This is a genomic window from Microbacterium sp. Y-01 (genome assembly GCF_003856715.1).
Taxonomy (GTDB): Bacteria; Actinomycetota; Actinomycetes; order Actinomycetales; family Microbacteriaceae; genus Microbacterium; species Microbacterium algeriense.
This window is the reverse complement of record NZ_CP024170.1, coordinates 371,492-389,460: the sequence shown is the minus strand read 5'-3', so window position 1 is coordinate 389,460 and position 17,969 is coordinate 371,492. Positions and strand designations below refer to the sequence as shown.

Annotated in this window: 22 protein-coding genes; 13 read left to right on the top strand and 9 right to left on the bottom strand. The window is 66.0% G+C overall.

Going from position 1 to position 17,969, the window contains the following annotated elements; genetic code table 11:
* The first annotated feature begins 19 nt into the window (after window positions 1-19).
* Both CSX12_RS01840 and CSX12_RS01835 read left to right on the top strand, forming a co-directional pair.
* Window positions 20-577: a TetR family transcriptional regulator gene (locus CSX12_RS01840; RefSeq protein ID WP_164479520.1), complete on the top strand. Its 558-nt coding sequence runs from the start codon at window positions 20-22 to the stop codon at window positions 575-577.
* Window positions 578-608: 31 nt separating this feature from the next.
* A complete protein-coding gene (locus tag CSX12_RS01835; protein WP_124894645.1) occupies window positions 609-1,331 on the top strand; it encodes a Pr6Pr family membrane protein in 723 nt (240 codons plus the stop codon).
* On the opposite strand, the gene CSX12_RS01830 is transcribed toward CSX12_RS01835, so the two are convergent.
* From CSX12_RS01830 to CSX12_RS01820, 3 genes are all read right to left on the bottom strand, one after another.
* Complete coding sequence (locus CSX12_RS01830; RefSeq protein WP_241160536.1) at window positions 1,228-2,673, bottom strand: FAD-dependent oxidoreductase; 1,446 nt, start codon at window positions 2,671-2,673, stop codon at window positions 1,228-1,230. The two genes, CSX12_RS01835 and CSX12_RS01830, sit on opposite strands and share 104 nt — an antisense overlap.
* Before the next feature lie 181 nt (window positions 2,674-2,854).
* The gene (locus CSX12_RS01825; RefSeq protein ID WP_124894644.1) at window positions 2,855-3,832 is read right to left on the bottom strand and encodes an SRPBCC family protein; all 978 of its coding nucleotides are present in this window, start codon (window positions 3,830-3,832) and stop codon (window positions 2,855-2,857) included.
* A 1-nt stretch (window position 3,833) separates the two neighbouring features.
* Entirely contained in the window at window positions 3,834-4,274 is a 441-nt protein-coding gene (locus CSX12_RS01820) for a metalloregulator ArsR/SmtB family transcription factor (protein ID WP_124894643.1), read from the bottom strand.
* 459 nt (window positions 4,275-4,733) lie between these two features.
* Between CSX12_RS01820 and CSX12_RS01815 the strand changes: the two genes are divergently transcribed.
* Window positions 4,734-5,045, top strand: a complete 312-nt coding sequence (locus CSX12_RS01815; protein ID WP_029153956.1) for a hypothetical protein — start codon at window positions 4,734-4,736, stop codon at window positions 5,043-5,045.
* 228 nt (window positions 5,046-5,273) lie between these two features.
* Here CSX12_RS01815 and CSX12_RS01810 read toward each other — a convergent pair whose 3' ends face one another.
* The 6 genes from CSX12_RS01810 to CSX12_RS01785 form a co-directional block, all read right to left on the bottom strand.
* Window positions 5,274-5,807, bottom strand: a complete 534-nt coding sequence (locus tag CSX12_RS01810; protein WP_029264099.1) for a signal peptidase II — start codon at window positions 5,805-5,807, stop codon at window positions 5,274-5,276.
* Window positions 5,804-6,412: a cadmium resistance transporter gene (locus tag CSX12_RS01805; protein WP_124894642.1), complete on the bottom strand. Its 609-nt coding sequence runs from the start codon at window positions 6,410-6,412 to the stop codon at window positions 5,804-5,806. The genes CSX12_RS01810 and CSX12_RS01805 overlap by 4 nt, the downstream gene beginning before the upstream one ends.
* Entirely contained in the window at window positions 6,412-8,337 is a 1,926-nt protein-coding gene (locus CSX12_RS01800; protein ID WP_206427120.1) for a cation-translocating P-type ATPase, read from the bottom strand. The genes CSX12_RS01805 and CSX12_RS01800 overlap by 1 nt, the downstream gene beginning before the upstream one ends.
* On the bottom strand, window positions 8,334-8,693 hold the full coding sequence (locus tag CSX12_RS01795) for a metalloregulator ArsR/SmtB family transcription factor (RefSeq protein WP_036275916.1): 360 nt from the start codon (window positions 8,691-8,693) through the stop codon (window positions 8,334-8,336). The genes CSX12_RS01800 and CSX12_RS01795 overlap by 4 nt, the downstream gene beginning before the upstream one ends.
* A gap of 321 nt (window positions 8,694-9,014) precedes the next feature.
* Complete coding sequence (locus tag CSX12_RS01790) at window positions 9,015-9,533, bottom strand: DUF305 domain-containing protein (protein WP_200838872.1); 519 nt, start codon at window positions 9,531-9,533, stop codon at window positions 9,015-9,017.
* Window positions 9,530-9,931: a four-helix bundle copper-binding protein gene (locus tag CSX12_RS01785; RefSeq protein WP_082750002.1), complete on the bottom strand. Its 402-nt coding sequence runs from the start codon at window positions 9,929-9,931 to the stop codon at window positions 9,530-9,532. Before CSX12_RS01785 ends, CSX12_RS01790 begins: the two co-directional genes overlap by 4 nt.
* A gap of 215 nt (window positions 9,932-10,146) precedes the next feature.
* On the opposite strand from CSX12_RS01785, the gene CSX12_RS01780 reads away from it, so the two are divergent.
* The 10 genes from CSX12_RS01780 (at window position 10,147) to CSX12_RS01740 (ending at window position 17,502) form a co-directional block, all read left to right on the top strand.
* Complete coding sequence (locus CSX12_RS01780) at window positions 10,147-10,428, top strand: metal-sensitive transcriptional regulator (protein ID WP_053095982.1); 282 nt, start codon at window positions 10,147-10,149, stop codon at window positions 10,426-10,428.
* A gap of 30 nt (window positions 10,429-10,458) precedes the next feature.
* Window positions 10,459-10,782, top strand: a complete 324-nt coding sequence (locus tag CSX12_RS01775; RefSeq protein WP_124894641.1) for a heavy metal-associated domain-containing protein — start codon at window positions 10,459-10,461, stop codon at window positions 10,780-10,782.
* A gap of 139 nt (window positions 10,783-10,921) precedes the next feature.
* Window positions 10,922-12,976 (top strand): heavy metal translocating P-type ATPase, encoded by a 2,055-nt coding sequence (locus tag CSX12_RS01770; RefSeq protein ID WP_231919681.1) that lies wholly within the window; start codon window positions 10,922-10,924, stop codon window positions 12,974-12,976.
* A gap of 47 nt (window positions 12,977-13,023) precedes the next feature.
* Entirely contained in the window at window positions 13,024-13,464 is a 441-nt protein-coding gene (locus CSX12_RS01765) for a DUF6153 family protein (RefSeq protein WP_042538298.1), read from the top strand.
* An 86-nt stretch (window positions 13,465-13,550) separates the two neighbouring features.
* Window positions 13,551-14,147 carry a DUF305 domain-containing protein gene (locus CSX12_RS01760; RefSeq protein ID WP_026049681.1) on the top strand — a complete coding sequence of 199 codons (597 nt, stop codon included), beginning with the start codon at window positions 13,551-13,553 and terminating at the stop codon, window positions 14,145-14,147.
* A gap of 143 nt (window positions 14,148-14,290) precedes the next feature.
* The gene (locus CSX12_RS01755; protein WP_017201937.1) at window positions 14,291-15,136 is read left to right on the top strand and encodes a F510_1955 family glycosylhydrolase; all 846 of its coding nucleotides are present in this window, start codon (window positions 14,291-14,293) and stop codon (window positions 15,134-15,136) included.
* 420 nt (window positions 15,137-15,556) lie between these two features.
* Window positions 15,557-15,811, top strand: a complete 255-nt coding sequence (locus CSX12_RS01750; protein ID WP_081859903.1) for a hypothetical protein — start codon at window positions 15,557-15,559, stop codon at window positions 15,809-15,811.
* Window positions 15,812-16,135: 324 nt separating this feature from the next.
* Window positions 16,136-16,945, top strand: a complete 810-nt coding sequence (locus CSX12_RS01745) for a sigma-70 family RNA polymerase sigma factor (protein ID WP_029264083.1) — start codon at window positions 16,136-16,138, stop codon at window positions 16,943-16,945.
* Window positions 16,942-17,106, top strand: coding sequence for a hypothetical protein (locus tag CSX12_RS18430; RefSeq protein ID WP_157547053.1), 165 nt, complete (start codon window positions 16,942-16,944; stop codon window positions 17,104-17,106). Before CSX12_RS01745 ends, CSX12_RS18430 begins: the two co-directional genes overlap by 4 nt.
* Window positions 17,107-17,295: 189 nt before the next feature.
* A complete protein-coding gene (locus CSX12_RS01740) occupies window positions 17,296-17,502 on the top strand; it encodes a hypothetical protein (RefSeq protein ID WP_017201940.1) in 207 nt (68 codons plus the stop codon).
* Window positions 17,503-17,969: the final 467 nt, after the last annotated feature.

The window sequence follows — 17,969 nt, the reverse complement described above, 5'->3', positions numbered from 1 at the left end:
TCCGTGCGACGATGCGAGCATGGTCGATAAACGCGCAGGGCGCCCACGGGGGCCGTCGACCGTGCGACAGCGGCTCCTGGATGCCACCCAACGCCATTTCGACGCGGGCGACCTGCCGACCGTCTCGTCCAGGGACCTCGCCGCCGAGGTCGGCGTCAGCCACTCCCTGGTCAATTATCACTTCGGCTCGCGAGAGCAGTTGGTGGCCGCGGCGATCGCGTTGCGCGCCGCGCCGCACGACGTCATCGCCCTGTCCCGCGACGAGGACGGACGAGTCGATCTGTCGCGCCTTGCTCACGGCATCCTCGCGGTCTGGGAGCACCAGGAGCACGGCACTCGACTCGCCGAGTTCGCGCGGCGGCTGGCGTCCGGCGACGGCTCGTCCGACGCGATCGGCGACTACATCCAACGCTCCGTCTTCGAGCCGCTCGCCGTCGACTTCGGTCGCGAGCATGCCCGCCGCATCGCCGTGGCCGTCGTCGGATTCCTGTTCGGCCGCTACGTGCTGGCGCTGCCGATGTTCACCGCGCCGACGCGCGACGAGGCCGGACGACTCCTGCTCTCGATGATCCGCTGACCCGCGATCCGTAGACTCGGCGGATGACGGAATGGGTGGTGACGCAGCGGTGAAGGCCCGCACCGTCTTCGGCCTGCTCCGCCTCGCCGCCGCCGTCGTCTGCCTCGTGGCGCTGATCCATCGCCTCGCGTGGGGTCTCGCCTCCCACACCATCGCGAGCCAGAACTTCTTCACCTACCTGACCAACCAGTCCAACATCGCGTTCGTGGTGCTGCTGTCGATCGCCGGTGTCATCGCCCTCCGCACAGCACGCGATCCGCGGTGGCTCACGGTCGCCCTGGCGCTCGTGCTGACCTGGACGATCACGGCCGGGCTCGTCTTCGCGATCCTCGTGTGGCAGGCCGGGCTCCGGGGGATCCGCATCGACGTGCCCTGGTCGGACCAGGTGCTTCACTTCTGGCTTCCGGCGGTGACGGTCGCCGCCTGGGCGCTCGCTCCCGGTCACCGCTCCGTCCCCTGGCGGGTGGTGCCGATCACGCTCGCCTACCCGGTGCTGTGGGGCGTGTTCACGATGGTCCGCGGGCCGATGATCGGCTGGTACCCGTACTACTTCCTGGACCCCCGACAGGTGAGCGGACCGCTCGAGTTCGTCGTCTCCTCCTCGATCGCTCTCGGCACGTTCGCGGTGGTGGCCTGCGCGCTCGTCCTGATCAGCCGGATGCCGCTGCCGAGACGACGCGGCGGCGAGGAGGATGCGGCGCAGGGACCTGCACCGGACGCCCTCGCCGTCCGGGAGCGCGTGACTCAGAGGTAGAGGGCGAGTGAGGCGAGCGCCGCGTCGAGGGCGTCGTCCTCGTCGAGGGCCGCGAAGTCCGCTGCCGCCGATCCCCGACGATCCCGACCAGCACGTTCTCGCCGGTCGCCGGTCGCAGGTTGATCCAGGTCGGGATGGCCACGTCGGCGCCCACCGAGTGCCAGATGGCCTCCTCGTTCTCCCAGAACGGCTCGTCCCACCGCAGCCAGACGGTCTCGATCGCGCCCATGCCGAGGGCGGAGATCGCGCCGCGGTTCGAGAAGGGCAGCGGCGGATCGAACTCGATCGCACGATCCTGCAGCACACCCAGCGGCACGGTCACCAGCACCCGGTCGAACGACATCGCCTCGCCGGTGCCGAGGCGCACGCTGACCCCGCTGTCGTCGTAGGCGAGTCGGGAGACCGGGGAGTTCAGGCCCACCTGGACGCCGTCGAGCGCCTGATCCACGAACGGGGTGAGGCTGTCGCGCGCGCCGGACAGGTCTCCCGTCGGCAGCGGCGGTGCGAACCAGCTGGAGAGCTCATCGGCTCCGGCGCCCGTGCGGGTGGCGAGGATCGCGAGCAGCGCGGCGGTCCCCGGATCAGCGGGGTCGAGGCCGGCCGCGGCGAGCGCGTCCGCGATCGAGGAGTCTTCGGGGGCGGCCTGGGCCGTGGCGACGGCGGCGGTGAAGGGCTGGGGGTCGACGGGGTCGCTGTCGCCTTCGGGGGTGCGCCAGAGCTCGCCGGTCAGGTCCTCGACGTCGACCTCGCCGCCGCCCAGGCGGTCGAGCACCTCGGCGTCGTCCGCGCCGAAGAGCCACGCGCCGAGCTGCACCGGGAGCGGCCAGGTGTCGTCCTCGCGCGAGAAGACACGGCCGCCGACGCGGTCCCGCGCCTCGAACACCGTCACCTGCATCCCGCTCTCCGCGAGTCGGGCCGCGGCGGTGGCTCCGGCGAGCCCTGCCCCGATCACGGCGATGCGCTCTCCCGAGGTCGCCGGGATCAGGAGCTCGTCCGCGGCCCGCTGCCCCGAGCTGATCGCGCCGCGCACGGTGCCGGGAGCATCCGGATCGGTCGCCTCGCCCGCGAAGAACAGCCGCTTGTCGACGGGTCGGGCCAGCGCGATGCGGGTGTCGGACAGCACGCCGACCGGGGTGAAGCTGACCGCGCCGAGGGCGAACGGGTCGGAGGTCCACGTGCTGCGGATGCTCCCCGCCGGGGCGGGCATCCCGGGGGGAGGCTCCGGTTCGCGCGTGCGGGTCGGGGTGGGCGTCGGCGCGGGCTCGGGTGTGCAGGAGGCGAGCAGCACCGAGGCGACACCGGCTCCGGCGCCGAGGAGCAGAGTGCGGCGCGTGATCCTCATCGTGTCGCCACTTTATCCCTCATCCGTCGCGTCCGCTTCGCTCGCCCGGCGCCCCAGCTCTGCCGCCACAGGCAGAAACGCCGAATCAGGCGGTCTCCGGAGAGAACCGCCTGATCCGGCGTGACCGCCTGATCCGGCGCGGGATGGCGCGGGATGGCGCGGGATGGCGCGGGGGCGGGGGTCAGACCGCGAGCAGCTGGCGCTCCAGGCGGGCGAACGATGCCTCCATGCCGTCGGCCATGCCGGTGGCGAGGATCATGTCGCGCGTCTCCTTGTCCGGGTACTCGATCAGCACCGTGACGAGGGTCGCGCCGTCCTCCTCGTAGAGGTTCAGGTCGTTCAGGGTCTCCGTGGGCATGCCCTGCATCCGTTCGGTGGTCACGGCGCGACGGGGCGCGTCGATCAGCAGCGCCTCCCCCTCGAACCCGAACGGCTCGCCCTCGGTGTCGCCGACCGGCGCCCAGGAGTTCCGGTACGACTGGCCGACCTCGGTCGCGGCGACGCACTCCGTCATCTCCCAGCCGTCGGGACCGAGCATCCACTGGCGGATGAGCTCCGGCTCGAAGTGGGCGCGCCAGACCAGCTCGCGCGGTCCCTCCACCAGCCGCGTGATGCGCACGTGCGTGTCGTCGAGCAGCTCCACCCTGGTGCCCTTGCCCTGCGCGTAGTCGCGGAGGTCCTGCAGCACGGCGTCCAGCTGGCTCATCGCCATCTTGATGCCCTCGACCTGGCCCATCGACACGACCTGCTCGAGCGCGTCGACCGAGTCGAAGTGACTCGTCGTGACCATGCGGGTGCCGTCCGCGGTCGGCTCGAAGGCGAACGACATGCGCTGCGCGGGGAAGCCGTCCAGCGGTGTGCCGTTCTCGTCGACGAAGGAGTCGATCACCTCGAAGCCGCGCGGCTCGTCGATGGAGAGGAACTCCCACGAGCCGGAGGAGCGCTCGCCCCGCGGTCCGTTCATCGTGTACACGGCCTTGCCGCCGACGGTGTGGTCCCAGGCGGTGAAGGTCGCCGGCCATCCGGGAGGGCCCCAGAAGCGCTCGAGCTGGCGCGGGTCGCTGTAGGCGCTCCAGACCCGCTCGACCGGGGCGGCGAAGTCCGCGACCACGGTCATGGTGAGGTTTTCGGCGTCGGTGGTGACATCGGTGACGGGCATTTCAGTCTCCTTGTTCGGTGTTCGTATTCTCGGTGCTCTCGGCCCCGTGGGTCCCTGAGCTCACCCCGTGGGTCCCTGAGCTCACCCCGTGGGTCCCTGAGCTTGTCGAAGGGTCCGCCAGCAGGTCGTCGAGCCGGGCGATGCGCGAGCGCCACAGCTCTTCGTATCGGGCGAGGAGCGCCCTGGCGCGGGCGATCATCTCGGGGTTCGCGCGGACGAGCCGCTCGCGTCCCTCGGCGCGCTTGACGATGAGGTTCGCGGCCTCGAGCACGGCGACGTGCTTCTGCACCGCGGCGAACGACATCTCGTATTCGGAGGCGAGGGTCGAGACGGACTGCTCCCGCTCGATCGTCCGGCGCAGGATGTCGCGCCGGGTCGACGTCGCCAGTGCGTGGAACACACGGTCGACCTCCGCTTCGCTCAACTTCTCTTGTGCAACCATTTGGTTGTACGTTATGCCCACGGCGAAGCGGTGTCAACACTTCTATTGTGACTTGCGGCTTTAGATCGGACTAGATGCTTTACATCGGACTACCCGAGGCTGAGCCGGACTGAGTCCGATCTAAAGCAGAGTGCTGGGGGCCGCCTCCCTTCGGAGTGGCAATGAAGCCAGCTGCGGTCGCGAGGAAAGTCAGATCGTCAGGCCGACTCATGCAGGACGACGGTCAAAACGCGCGCACATCCAGACCCCGAATACGGATGGTTGGCGGTCGGCAGAACCTGCGCCGAAACCCATACACCACCCGTTTCGGCGCCCTAACGTTTCGGCAGGGGGTTACGGCGGGGCGACGCTCGGCGTGTCGCACTTCCCCAGCACCACCACGGGTGCCCGGCCGCAAACGATCGTTTTCGGTGGTAGCCCGGGCACGACATCAACAGCGAAGTCGAGGATGATTGAGTCGTGGAGATTGAGCTGCTTTATATCGCCGGTTGCCCCAGCTGGGTTGAGGCTGGCCGTCGTGTTTCTGAGGCGCTACGAGAAACAGGCCACGACGAATCGGAGGTTCACTACCGACTCATCCGGACGGAGGAGGACGCGGGCGCAGTCTCGTTCGCGGGCTCCCCCACGATCACCCTGGATGGCAACGATCTCTTTCCGGGGTCGGGGCGAAGCAATGACCTCGCCTGCCGTATTTACAGCACCCCTGCTGGGCTGGCCGGGATGCCAACGGTTGAACAGATTCGAGAGGCGCTCTCCGCTCATGGCGACTGACGAGGACGTTGCGTGCACGTGCTGCGGGCGACATCTGCCACGCAAGAAGCTGCACGCACTCGGAGACGATCGCGCTTTCATCTGTCGACGATGCGGCTGGTGGGTGGCTCTGCGCCTACATCGCGACCGCCCGCCTGCCTAAGCGTGAACTCACTCAACGGCTGCCCACGGCGATCGCGCCGATGTAGAGGGCGAGTTGATGGGTGTCCCACCACCGCACAACGGATCTCACTCGGTGCTCTCATCCCCGGCGCGGATCATGAAAACTGCTCCGGTGATCGCTGCGGCGAAGATTACGATGTCGGCGATGTTGCCGATGAACCAGTTTCCGTAGGCGAGGAAGTCCACGACGTGACCACGGGCGAATCCGGGGTCCCGGAAAAGGCGGTCGCCTGCGTGTGAGGCGGAAGCGCCGCCGAGCGCGCCGATGACGATCGCCCATCTCACGCGTTGCACTCGGAACGCGAACACGATCGCTGTGACCGTGGCGGCGACAGCGAGCAGCGCGAACACCCAGGTGAAGCCTTCCCCGAAGGAGAATGCCGCTCCGGGGTTATAGGCGAGCTGCAAACCCAGCAGGTCACCGATCAGCGGGATGCGCTCACGGTCGGTGAGGGTCGCTTCGGCCCACACCTTGGTTCCCTGATCGATCAGCACGACGACCACGGCGATCAAGAGCGCTCCACCAGTGAGCTGCCGCCGCCGGGTCGACGACAGCTTGCGCGCAGCGGGCGGATGAGCCTCTGACTGGGAGGAGGTCATGCGAGCACCTCGATCAGACGGACGATGACCCCAGATTCGATCAGGATGAACAGGCCCAGGCCGATGAACACGGCCGGTACGAGCCAGTGCTCGACGCGCTCCAGCCCCTCGGTAACAGCCTTGTTGGTGCCGATCAGCCGGCCGGCCGCGCACCAGAGCGCGACGAGGATCAGGAATACGACGATCATGATCGCGACGTCGCTGGGGGCGCTGGTGCGGAAGATCGGCGTGTAGAGGGAGATGTTGTCGGCCCCGTTGGCGATCGTGATCCCTGCGACGCCCCATAGTCCGACCGCGGTGATCTTGGAGTCGTCATCATCGTCATCGCTGTTACGGCGCAGGCCGCGAATGAGCGTCCAGATGCCGATGCCGAGCGGGATCAGACCCAGGAAACCGACCCATTCGTCCGGAACGATGGTGAGACCGAGAGCGGCGATCACGCTGATCACGACGAGGGTGATGAACCCGAGATACTGGCCCGCGACGATCTGCCACGGCCGGGGCTTCCCTCGACTGGAAGCCAGGAACAGCACGGTGAGCACGACAATGTCGTCGATGTTGGTTGCCGCGAACAGGCCGATCGCTGAACCGATAGTTGCGAGCATCAGCTTTCCAGTCGTGGCGTGCGGGTGCGTGCGGCGCGCAGACCGTTGAGGATCACGATGACCTCCGCGACCTCGTGGACCAGGACGACGGCCGCGAGCCCCAGGACGCCGAAGAGCGCGAGCGGGAGCAGTGCAGTGATGATCAGCAGCGACAGGATGATGTTCTGGTTGATGATCCGTCGACCGCGGCGGGCGTGATCGAACGCTCGCGGGATGAGGCGCAGATCATGGCCGGTGAAGGCCACGTCGGCGGATTCGATTGCCGCGTCGGAGCCGGTGGCGCCCATCGCGATACCGATGTCTGCGCCAGCGAGGGCCGGTGCGTCGTTGATTCCGTCGCCGATCATCGCGACCGGCCCCGCCTTTGACAGCTCGCCGATCGCGGTTGCCTTATCCTCGGGACGCAGTTCCGCGCGCACGTTGCTGATCCCGGCCTGCGCGGCCAGTGCACGAGCGGTGCGGGCGTTGTCTCCGGTGAGCATCGTCACGCCGACGCCTTGGTTGGTGAGCGTCCGGACTACCTCGGGGACTTCAGGGCGCAGTTCGTCGCGGACGCCGATCGCGGCGACGGGGGTTCCGTCGCGGTGGACGATCACGACGGTCATGCCCTGCTCCTCCAACTCCGCGACCTGCTTCCCGAGGTCGCCCGCGTCCAGCCAGCGAGGACTGCCGACGGTGATTCTCGATCCGCCGACAGTGCCGTCGATGCCGTGCCCGGCCTGCTCGGTCACATCTGCAGCTGCCGGTGTGCCCGGGGCCGCGGCGGTGATCGCAGAGGCAAGGGGATGCGTGCTGTGCTGCTCCAGTGCGGCCGCCCAGGCCAGCGCCTGTGTCTCGGTCACGCCGTTCGCAGTGAGCACCGCGGTGACCGCAGGTTCGTTGCGGGTGAGGGTGCCGGTCTTGTCGACCGCGACGTGGCGGACCGTGCCGAAGCGCTCGAAGACGGCGCCGGACTTGATGATCACGCCGAACTTGCTTGCTGCGCCGATCGCGGCGACGACCGTCAGCGGCACCGAGATCGCCAGCGCACACGGAGAAGCGGCGACCAGCACGACAAGCGCGCGGGTGATCCACACCTCTGGATCGCCCAGCAGCGACCCGATGATCGCGACGAGCGCTGCGAGGATCAGAACGCCGGGTACGAGCGGGCGGGCGATCCTGTCCGCGAGACGTGCACGCTCGCCCTTCTCGGTCTGCGCCTTCTCGACCAGCTCCACGATCGTGGTGAGCGAGTTGTCGGTGCCCGCAGCGGTCGTTTCGACCTCCAGCGCGCCGGCGCTGTTGATCGCACCGGCCGACACCGCATCGCCGGGCTCGACCTCGACGGGGATCGACTCCCCGGTGATCGCCGAGGTGTCCAGGCTGGAGCGGCCAGAACGGACGATCCCGTCGGTTGCGATCCGCTCGCCGGGACGGACCACCATGACCTGGCCGACCGTCAGATCTCTCGCGGGCACCTGCGCAGAGACGCCGTTCTGCAGCACGGTCGCTGTCTCCGGCACGAGCTTCAGCAGCGCCCTCAGCCCGCCCCGGGCACGGTCCATCGCCTTGTCCTCGAGCGCCTCAGCAATCGAGTACAAGAACGCCAGAGCCGCAGCCTCCTCCACGTAGCCGAGGATGACCGCGCCGATCGCGCTGATCGTCATCAGCAGCCCGATACCGAGCTTGCCCTTGAACAGTTTCCGGATCGCGCCGGGCGTGAACGTCGACGCACCGAGGAGCAGACCGGCCCAGAACAACACCAGCGCCGGGATCTCGAGGCCGGACCATTCAAGGATCAGACCGGCCAGGAATGCGACACCGGAGAAGACCGGCACCATGATCCCACGGTCCCTCCACCAGGGCCGCACAACCTCTTCGGTCTCATCCTCCGCCGCAGTGGCAGGCTGGGCAGGCTCGTGCTCGCAGCCACACGCCGCGCTCACGCGTCCGCCCCCGTCCCACAGCAGCCAGCCACCGTGCACGCAGAGTCCACGCACGGCGCGTGCTCATCGACCGCCAGCGTCACGTCCACGAGCGCGACGAGCGCAGCCGTAAGATGCGGGTCGGCGATCTCGTAACGAGTCTGGCGACCCTCCGGCTCGGCAACGACAATCCCGCAGTCACGCAGGCAGGTGAGATGGTTCGACACGTTCGAACGCGTCAGCTCCAGCTCACGAGAGAGCACAGCCGGGTAGCTCGGTCCACCGAGCAGAGACATTAGGATTCGGGAACGCGTGGGATCGGCCATGGCCCGGCCGAGCCGGTTCATGACATCGAGGCGTGAGGAAATAGTCAGCACACACTGAACTATACAGTGATTGATGACCTATTGGAACGGCTTCACCCCAGGCGACATCTCTGGGGCCTGGGTGTAAGTACATCCGGCTCACACCCCACCGAATACGCCTACCGAAACCCGCTTACGGCGCACGTTTCTGGCATTCGATCTGGTGTGCCTTCACTCACCGCGCCGCAAACGATCGTTTTCGGCAGCTCTCGCGTAAGGCTGAGGCGTAAGGTTGCCTGGTCGACCCGGACCCTGTCGACGGCGGTGATCCGGTCCGCTCGTCATGAGCGCGGTAGCCGGTCCACTCGTCGCAAGGGTGGTGCCGACGCCCCACTAATCGTCGAGACGGTCGAGAATCTCATTCATCTGGTCGATCTCTTCCTGCTGTGACGAGATGATCTGCTCACAGAGATCTTGGATCTCCGGGTCGCTGATGTCTGATTGCTCACACACCAGAATCGCTCGAGAGTGATGCGGGATCATGGAACGGAGGAACTGGTCGTTACCGACGAACGCTTCCGAGCGTCCCATGAAGAAGGCGACAAGGAAAAGCGCGGCGAAACCTACGAGCAAGCTGATGTTCGCGGCCTTGTTCGGGAACATCTTCCACATGACGATGACCATGATGATGCCCATGGGGAAGACCATCATCAGTGCCATGTAGAGGTTGCTGATGTTGAGGAAGAGATCGTCCAGGACGTTGATCATCGCAAACGTGAGGAAGTACATCACAACGAAGCTGAGCGATAGCGAGACGGCGAGCTTAAGGTAGCTCGACATCCCGCCCTGATTCTTCCCCTGGGAGTGGCCGGCCGGCGGGCGTGAACCGTTGTCGGCGTGCTGGCTTGTCATAGCGACTCCAGCAGTGCAACGCACGCCTGTTCGCAGCGTCGGCATGCCTCAGCGCAGATCGTGCAGTGTTCGTGCATGGTGTGCTGTTCACACTCGTTAGCACAGCTCAGGCACGCCGCTCGGCAAGCTTCGAGCGCGGCACGGGTGACGCTGGCGTCGTGCCCGGTGCGACGGGAGAGGATCCGGGTGGTGGTTACGCAAAGGTCTGCACAGTCCTGGTTCGCGCGAATGCACTTGATTAGGTCAGCAACCATGTCCTCGCTGAGGCAAGCGTCGGCACATGCGGTGCAGGCTTGCGCGCACGCGAGACACGCGTCGATGCAGTCGACGAGCTTCTTCTGATCAATTCCGCCCAGATCTTTCGGATACGTGCTGAGCATTTCTTCGGTGACGGTCATGAGAGAACTCCTTTCGTGAGCCACGAAAGTACGCTCGCATCGCCCGCGCACTGAGGCCCTTGAATACCCCGCTGGGGTCTGGTAACCCGGTATTGATAAGCCGCCGCGCTGCGCAGATCAGCCTGTGAGCTGAACAGAGTCGGCGACCACGTTCGCCTAGCGGGAATAGAAGCGAAAACATTGAGTTAGATACCCCCAGGGGGTATGCTCGAGGCATGAACGGGTACGACGGAAGCAAGGACGACCTGCGCAAGCGGTTGAATCGCGTCGAAGGCCAGGTGCGGGGGATCTCCCGGATGGTTGATGAGGACAAGTACTGCATCGACATCCTTACGCAGGTCTCTGCGGCGACGAAGGCCCTGGAGACGGTGGCGTTGTCGTTGCTGAGCGATCATCTGAGTCACTGCGTCGCTCAGGCAAGTGCTGAGGGTGGCGACTTCGCAGCGGAGAAGGTTCGTGAGGCCAACGAAGCCATCGCCCGCCTGGTTCGTTCATGACCACACGTCTGTTTAGTAAAGGAGAACACCATGACTGATCGCCCCGAGCTGGGACTGACGGATGCGAACGCTGGTTGCGCATGCTGCGCTGCCCCACCGAACACAGAGACAGCCGTCCACGACGATTCTGCGGTCACATCGGAGGTGCTCGTCGACGGGATGACATGCTCGCATTGCGCATCGAGCGTCAGTGAGGAGCTGGGCGCTGTCGACGGTGTCGAGTCCGTCACCGTGGATCTCAACGCGGGTGGCACCTCCCGGGTGACCATCCGCAGCACCGCCCCGGTTGACCCCGCCGCTGTGAAGGCTGCGGTGGAGGAGGCCGGCTACGCTCTCGCGACCAGCCAGCCCTGAGTTGCATCTGTCGGCGTCCGGCTTACCCCGGGCGCACCTGAGCAAGGAGTCTCCGATGAGCCAGCACGACGAACACACCGATCACACCGCGCACCGCAACCACACGGCGGCGGCAACGACGGAGCACGACCATGGGGCGATGAGCCACGATCACGCTGCACCGCACGAAGACACCGGGCACGGCGGCCACGAAGATCACGCCGGTCACGGCGGGCATGGCGGCCACGGGGATCATGTGGGGCAGTTCCGGCGCCTGTTCTGGATCATGCTGCTCCTCGCCGTGCCGGTGGTCGGATTCTCGACGATGTTCTCGATGATCCTGGGGTACCCGCTGCCGGACGCGGCGTGGGTCGCGTGGGTGTCACCGGCTCTCGGAACGGTGATGTACGTGTGGGGCGGTGCCCCGTTCCTGACCGGTGCGGTCGGTGAACTTCGTGCCCGCAAACCGGGGATGATGCTGCTGATCGCCCTCGCGATCACCGTGGCGTTCCTCGCCTCCTGGGGGGCGAGCATCGGGCTGCTGCACCACGAGCTGGATTTCTGGTGGGAGCTGGCGCTGCTGATCGTGATCATGCTGCTCGGCCACTGGATCGAGATGCGTTCCCTCGCCCAGACGACGTCGGCGTTGGATTCCCTCGCCGCATTGCTGCCCGACGAGGCGGAGAAGGTCGACGGAGACACCACTGTCACCGTCGCACCGGCTGATCTGCAGGTCGGAGACGTGGTGGTGGTGCGTCCGGGCGGGCGGGTCCCCGCGGATGGGCGGATCGTGCAGGGTTCGGCCAGCATGGACGAGTCGATGATCACCGGAGAGTCTCGGCCGGTGCGCCGCAGCGATGGTGACCCGGTAATCGCTGGAACCGTAGCCACCGATTCCGGGGTGCGGGTAGAGATCACCGCCATTGGTGAAGACACCGCACTCGCGGGCATCCAGAAACTGGTCACGGAGGCGCAGAGTTCATCGTCGCGGGCGCAACGACTCGCGGATAAGGCAGCGGGGTGGCTGTTCTGGTTCGCGCTCGGCGCTGCCGCGATCACCGCGATTGTGTGGACTCTCGTCGGCCAGCCCGAGGCAGCCGTGATCCGCACCATCACCGTGCTGGTCATCGCCTGCCCGCACGCGCTGGGTCTCGCGATCCCACTGGTCGTGTCGATAGCGACCGAACGCGCCGCCCGTGGAGGTGTGCTGATCAAGGATCGTCTCGCCCTGGAGAGCATGCGCACCGTCGACACGATCCTGTTCGACAAGACCGGCACGCTCACCAAGGGCACCCCCGCCGTGACCGCGATCGATCCCGTCACAGGGGCCGACGCCGATCAGCTGCTCGCGTGGGCGGCGGCCGCGGAAGCGGACTCCGAGCACCCCCTCGCCCGTGCGATCGTCAACGCAGCGAAAGAGAAGAACCTCACCGTTCCGCGATCGACCGATTTTGAATCCTCCCCCGCCGTGGGGGTGCGTGCCCGTGTCGACGGACACGTCGTGCAGGTCGGCGGCCCGTACATGCTCGAGCAAGAACACGCCGCCGAGCTGCCGGTTGCCGACGAGTGGCGCGGTGAGGGTGCGATCATCCTCCACGTGCTCGTCGACGGTCAGGTGACGGGCGCGCTGCGCCTCGCGGATGAAATCCGCTCCGAGTCGCGTCACGCGGTCGTTGCGCTTCACGAGCGCGGCGTGCAGGTGGTCATGATCACCGGTGACGCTGACGCGGTCGCCGCGTCCGTCGCCGGCGAGCTGGGTATCGACCGGTACTTCGCCGGGGTCCGTCCGGAGGACAAAGCCTCCAAGGTGAAAGAACTGCAAAACGAAGGCCGCAAGGTCGGGATGGTCGGTGACGGCGTGAACGACGCCCCCGCCCTCGCCCAGGCAGACGTAGGGATTGCGATCGGTGCAGGAACGGACGTTGCGATCGCCTCCGCAGGTGTCATCCTCGCCAGCGACGACCCCCGATCGGTGATCTCCGTGATTGAGCTGTCGCGGGCCAGTTACCGGAAGATGAAACAGAACCTCTGGTGGGCCGCCGGGTACAACCTTCTCTCGGTGCCGTTGGCTGCCGGTGCGCTCGCCCCCGTCGGGTTCGTGTTGCCGATGTCGGTCGGTGCAGTGTTGATGTCACTATCCACGATCGTTGTCGCGCTGAATGCGCAGTTGCTGCGACGGCTGAACCTCAGCCCGGACGCCGTCGTCGACAAGTAGGCGCATGGGCGGCGGCGACGTACCCTGGAAGAAAGGGAGGTGGGACAGTGTTGACGACGATCGCACGGCGCGTGCATGACCAGCGCACCCTCACCCGCACCCTCCTGACCGTCGTCGCCGTCGCCTTTTCCGTGATCTTCGGGCTTCTGGCGATGCACTCGATGAACACGCACACCATGCCCTCCGGGCACAGCGAAACCATCGCGGTCGCACCCGCGCATGCCGACGCTCACCCCGCACACGCCTCAGGCGAAGCTGCAGCGATGGATGAGACGGGCTGTGCGACGTGCTCTGACGATCACGGCATGTCGTGGATGGCCTGCGTTCTCGCGCTCCTCATCGCCGTAGTGCTGGTCACCCGGCCGCCCGCCTGGTGGCGCTCACTCACCGAAACCCCTGGTCCGCTCCTTTCACGTTTTGCGCTTCGCGGCGCGCTGTACCCGCTGCGGCCGCCGTCTCTCACCGTTCTCTGCATCAGTCGCACCTGATGGCTGGCATGCCCGTTCTATGGGCAACGCCCCCTCGCCCAGCCTGTCTCGCTGGGCACCATCATCGACTCTTGGAGAGAACCATCATGAAGACCCGTTTTGCGGCGACCGCCGCACTCACTCTCACTGCTGTGCTCGCCCTTGCCGGCTGCGCTGGAAACACCTCCGGCGGAGGCGATATGCCCGGCATGAATCACGAGAGCAGCAGCTCCGCCCCGGCGTCGGCGGACGCCAATGACGCCGACATCATGTTCGCCAGCATGATGAAGGAGCACCACGCTCAGGCCATCGAGATGTCTGACATGCTCCTCAGCAAGGACGGCGTCAACGAGCGCGTCGCCGCCCTCGCGGAAGAGATCAAGGCAGCGCAGGGCCCCGAAATCCAGAAGATGGAGCAGTGGCTCGAAGAGTGGGGCGCTGATACCTCCAACATGGAAGGCATGGACCACGGCGGCGGCATGATGTCCGACGACGACATGCAGGCCCTCGAAGATGCCACCGGGGCGGACGCCAGCCGTCTGTTCCTCGAGCAGATGATCGAGCACCACCAGGGTGCCGTCGAAATGGCCCAAGACGAAGTCGACAACGGCCAGAACAGTGACGCGGTCGCCCTGGCCGAGACGATCATCGAGGCACAGACCACGGAGATCGCCACGATGAAAGACCTCCTCGACACACTCTGATCTACCTTCGGGGGTGCGGCGCTCGCCCGCACCCCCGAACTGGCCTTCTCGCAGTAACCCACGCCACCGCGCTGGTGCCATGTCGCGACTCTCATTCGCGTACCGCTCGCGCACCTGCATGCATTTCTTCACGTCGGAGTCTCATGAACCGCCACTCGCCCCTACCCGCTTTCGCGATCGCTCTCGCAGCCGTCGCCCTCACCGGCTGCGCCGTGCCGCAGGCCTCCGGCACCAACGCGGTCCCCCCCGTTATCCAACACATTCACGGTGTTGCCGCTGACCCCCGCGGTGAGGACCTCTTCATAGCCACCCACGGAGGACTCTTCACCCTCACTCCTGAAGGTGCGATCGCCGGTCCCATCGGAGGCCACGATTTCGATGCGATGGGCTTTACCGTCCTCGACGACGCCCTCTTCGCATCCGGTCACCCGGGCACACAGACACCCGCAGAGCTCGGCTCCCCGAACCTAGGTGTCATTCGTAGTGACGACTTCGGCGAATCGTGGTCACCGATCGCCCTCACTGGCAGTACGGACTTCCATGTCCTCACCGCCGGACCAGACGGCACTCTCTACGGGATCGCCTCCGATGGCGTCGATCTGCTCATCAGCACTGACGACGGTCTCGAATGGACCCGCGGCGCAACACTTGCCGCGGCAGACCTCGCCGCCACCGGCGACGGTCTCTACGCCGCCGCGGAAGAAGGACTGCTCCTCAGCACCGACAACGGCGCCACCTTTACCCCCGTCGCCGACGCCCCGCTGCTCTACACACTCGACGCCAAACCCAATGGCTCGCTCGCAGGAGTCGGAACCGACGGTGCCCTCTGGTCACAGAACACCGAAGGAACATGGCAACGCCTCGACGCGCTTCAAGGGGCCGCTCAGGCCTTCACCGCGATCGATGACGAACGCTTCATCGTTGTCGACGACCGCGGCATCGTCCAGATCACAGCCGACGACACAACCATCCTCGCCCCCGCCCGGTAGAGAACGCCACCACCAGAACGGCCACCCATGGTCCCCCGCCGCAATCCCTTCCGACGCATATCCGTCTTCATCGCGTGCGCCACAGTCCTCGCCCTGCTTCTCGCCCTTGCGAGCTTCTACCTCATCGGAGCCATATTCAGATGACCCGCCACCTGCACCCAGCTCGGCACCGTCCACGAGCACACGTTCCCACGCGCACCAGCCACATGTCCCCACAGCGGCGTCACGATCGCCTCGTACGTATCGGGGCCTTCCTTCTCCTGGCCGCCGTCGCACTGATCGCAACTCATCTCCTCATCGACACAACCGTTCCAGACCAACGGTCACTCTGGGCATACACGCTCGGAAGCTACGAAACAGCGTTCATCCTCGCGATCGTCGGACTGGCGCTCGTGCTGCGTGAACCCCCGGGAGGCGCGGATGAATCTCAATGACTACTGGACCAACGCCTTTTGGTCCGTCATCCCCACGATCGCCGTCGTCGCAGCATTCTGGTTCGTCCTGCGGTCCATCATCAGAGCCGACCGCAACGAACGAAAAGCACACGCCAAGATCGAGCAACAACTCCGCGCGGAACGAAACCATCCTCGCCAACTCGCATCGGCGGACGACGAGCGAGACCCGCTACCTGAACGCCGGAAACGTCTGCCGAAAGCAGATACCGGCGAACGTTAACGGCGGGCGCACGATGACGGGCGACGCGAACTCGCCGGAAACGATCGTTTTCGGCGGGTCGTCTGCTGCACGCTCCCTCCTGCTGTGCTCACTCGCGTCTTCAGCGGGAGATTTTGGAAAGCGGAGATGGGTCCGAGGCCTCGCTTGCGGCACCACCAGTAGAACCGAATGCGAAACCACGCCGCAAACGATCGTGTACGGCGGGCGGCACCGAACCGTGAGGTTGCTCAACATTTTCTTGCGAGAGGCGAGGGGAAGTCTGCAATGTCGGACATATGAGGGATCGTGGTGACTATGAGCTGACCAGGATCGTGAGGGAACGCTATGACCGGTAACGACGAGCCCGAAGGGCATTCGTCCCCCGATGGCGTTCCTACTCTCATCGCGTGGGCAACGGATCAGGCCTGGCTGGCCGAGGCAGACCGCGATCGCGCCGAGGAACGTTTCGACCGGCTCGCTGGAGACCGCGAACTCGCGACCGCACTCCAGGCCAGCGGATACCGTGGCCGGAACTACGATCTGTTCGCGAATGAGATCGCGAAGTACGGGTGGGCTGTCATCCGCGGGTGGATCTACAAAGGGCAGATTCGTGGCGAGGTGAAGCGAAAAGGCTTCGGCGCACTGGAGCCTGAGCCCCGCCCGGGCTCGATGATCGAAGAGGCCGAGAGCCTGGCGGATGAGACGATCGTGCTCGCCCTCACCGCGTTCCGAGACAAGGTGCTCGTCCCGGGCAAGTGGGACCCCGCCAAGGGAGCTTCCCTGCGCACGTTCTTCGTGGGCCAGTGCCTTCTGCAGTTCAGCAACGTCTACAAGCGTTGGCGTCGAGAAGAGCTGCGTTCATATGCGGAGCCGCAGGCTCCGCCGCCCGCAGCGGCCTGGGCCGACGACTTCGAGGAGGGTCCGTCGACGTCGGCTGCTCCCGACGCGAGCGAGGCGGCGCACATCAAGGACGAGCTGCGTCGTGCATTCGGGAGCATCAAGGACGAGCGTGTCCGCTCAGCCTTTTATCTGAACGTGACGCATGGCTTCACGCACGCGGAGATCGGCGAGAAGCTTGGCATGACCGCGAAAGCGGTGGAGTCGGCGATCGCGCGCGCACGTCAGCAAGTACGACAGAACCGGGAGTCCGCATGAGCAGTGAATTTCGAGGCAAGATCGAGCGCTCGTCCTTCGGGACCCAGAACGCGAAGGCGGCACGCCGAACCGTTTCCGCCAACAAAGCGCAGTCGCTCGTCTCGCGATCGATGACGGGCAAGACTCAATCGAAGCAGTTGAGAGGCCGCGAGGGGAAGTGACCAGCGGCGGACATATACCGAGATGTCGGGATCACAACGGAAAAGAGCCGCCCCGCGGTAACGGGACGGCTCACAAGCCCTGAGAAGGTCAGGTCTCATCCAGAGCACTGACTGTACCGGAGTTGGCAGCCGCAGACTAGCGGCGCTCCATCTCATGGCACCCCGGCACCAATCAGTGAAGGAGTTCCCATGGGAACCGTTCGTCGCTCTGCATCCACCGGTCGTTTCGTCTCCAAGGCCGCTGCGGCCCGCTGGCCCGGAAAGACCACCACCGAACGTGTCGGTTCCGGCACGAGCAACTCGACCACGGTGCACCGCTCCGCGTCGTCGGGCCGGTTCGTCACCGAATCGACCGCCAACCGCAACCCGGGCGGCACGATCAGCCAGCGCGTCTAATCGAACCTGAGGGCCTGCACGTGCACACGTGCAGGCCCTCGTTGTGTAAGTCGAGGGCCTCCAGAACCCCGTCGGTGGCGGTCAGTAGTTCACCTTGTCGATGACGAGGTTCCCGTCGAGCATCTCGTGCGGGACGGGTCCTGCACTGGGGGAGCGGGATGGTCAGTCTCACGAGGTCGGGGTCCGCAACGGTCTCCGCGGACGCCAAGGCGTGAGCGCCCGGGACGGCAACGCCGACCGGCATCTCAATGTCTGCCGCAGCGCCGGAGCCGGCAATGTTCACCGGAAGCCGGCGGCGAGTACTGTTCACCCGAAGGCTAGTGGGGGAGCTTTCCCCTCGTTCGTTCAAGTCTGGCCTTGCGTTGCCTAGACCTTGCGACGGAAGCCGGTGGAGTCCCGAGTGACATCGGGCGACCAACGATGCGGTTCTCGCTTCACGTCGGGCCACTCGAGATCAGATCGAACGA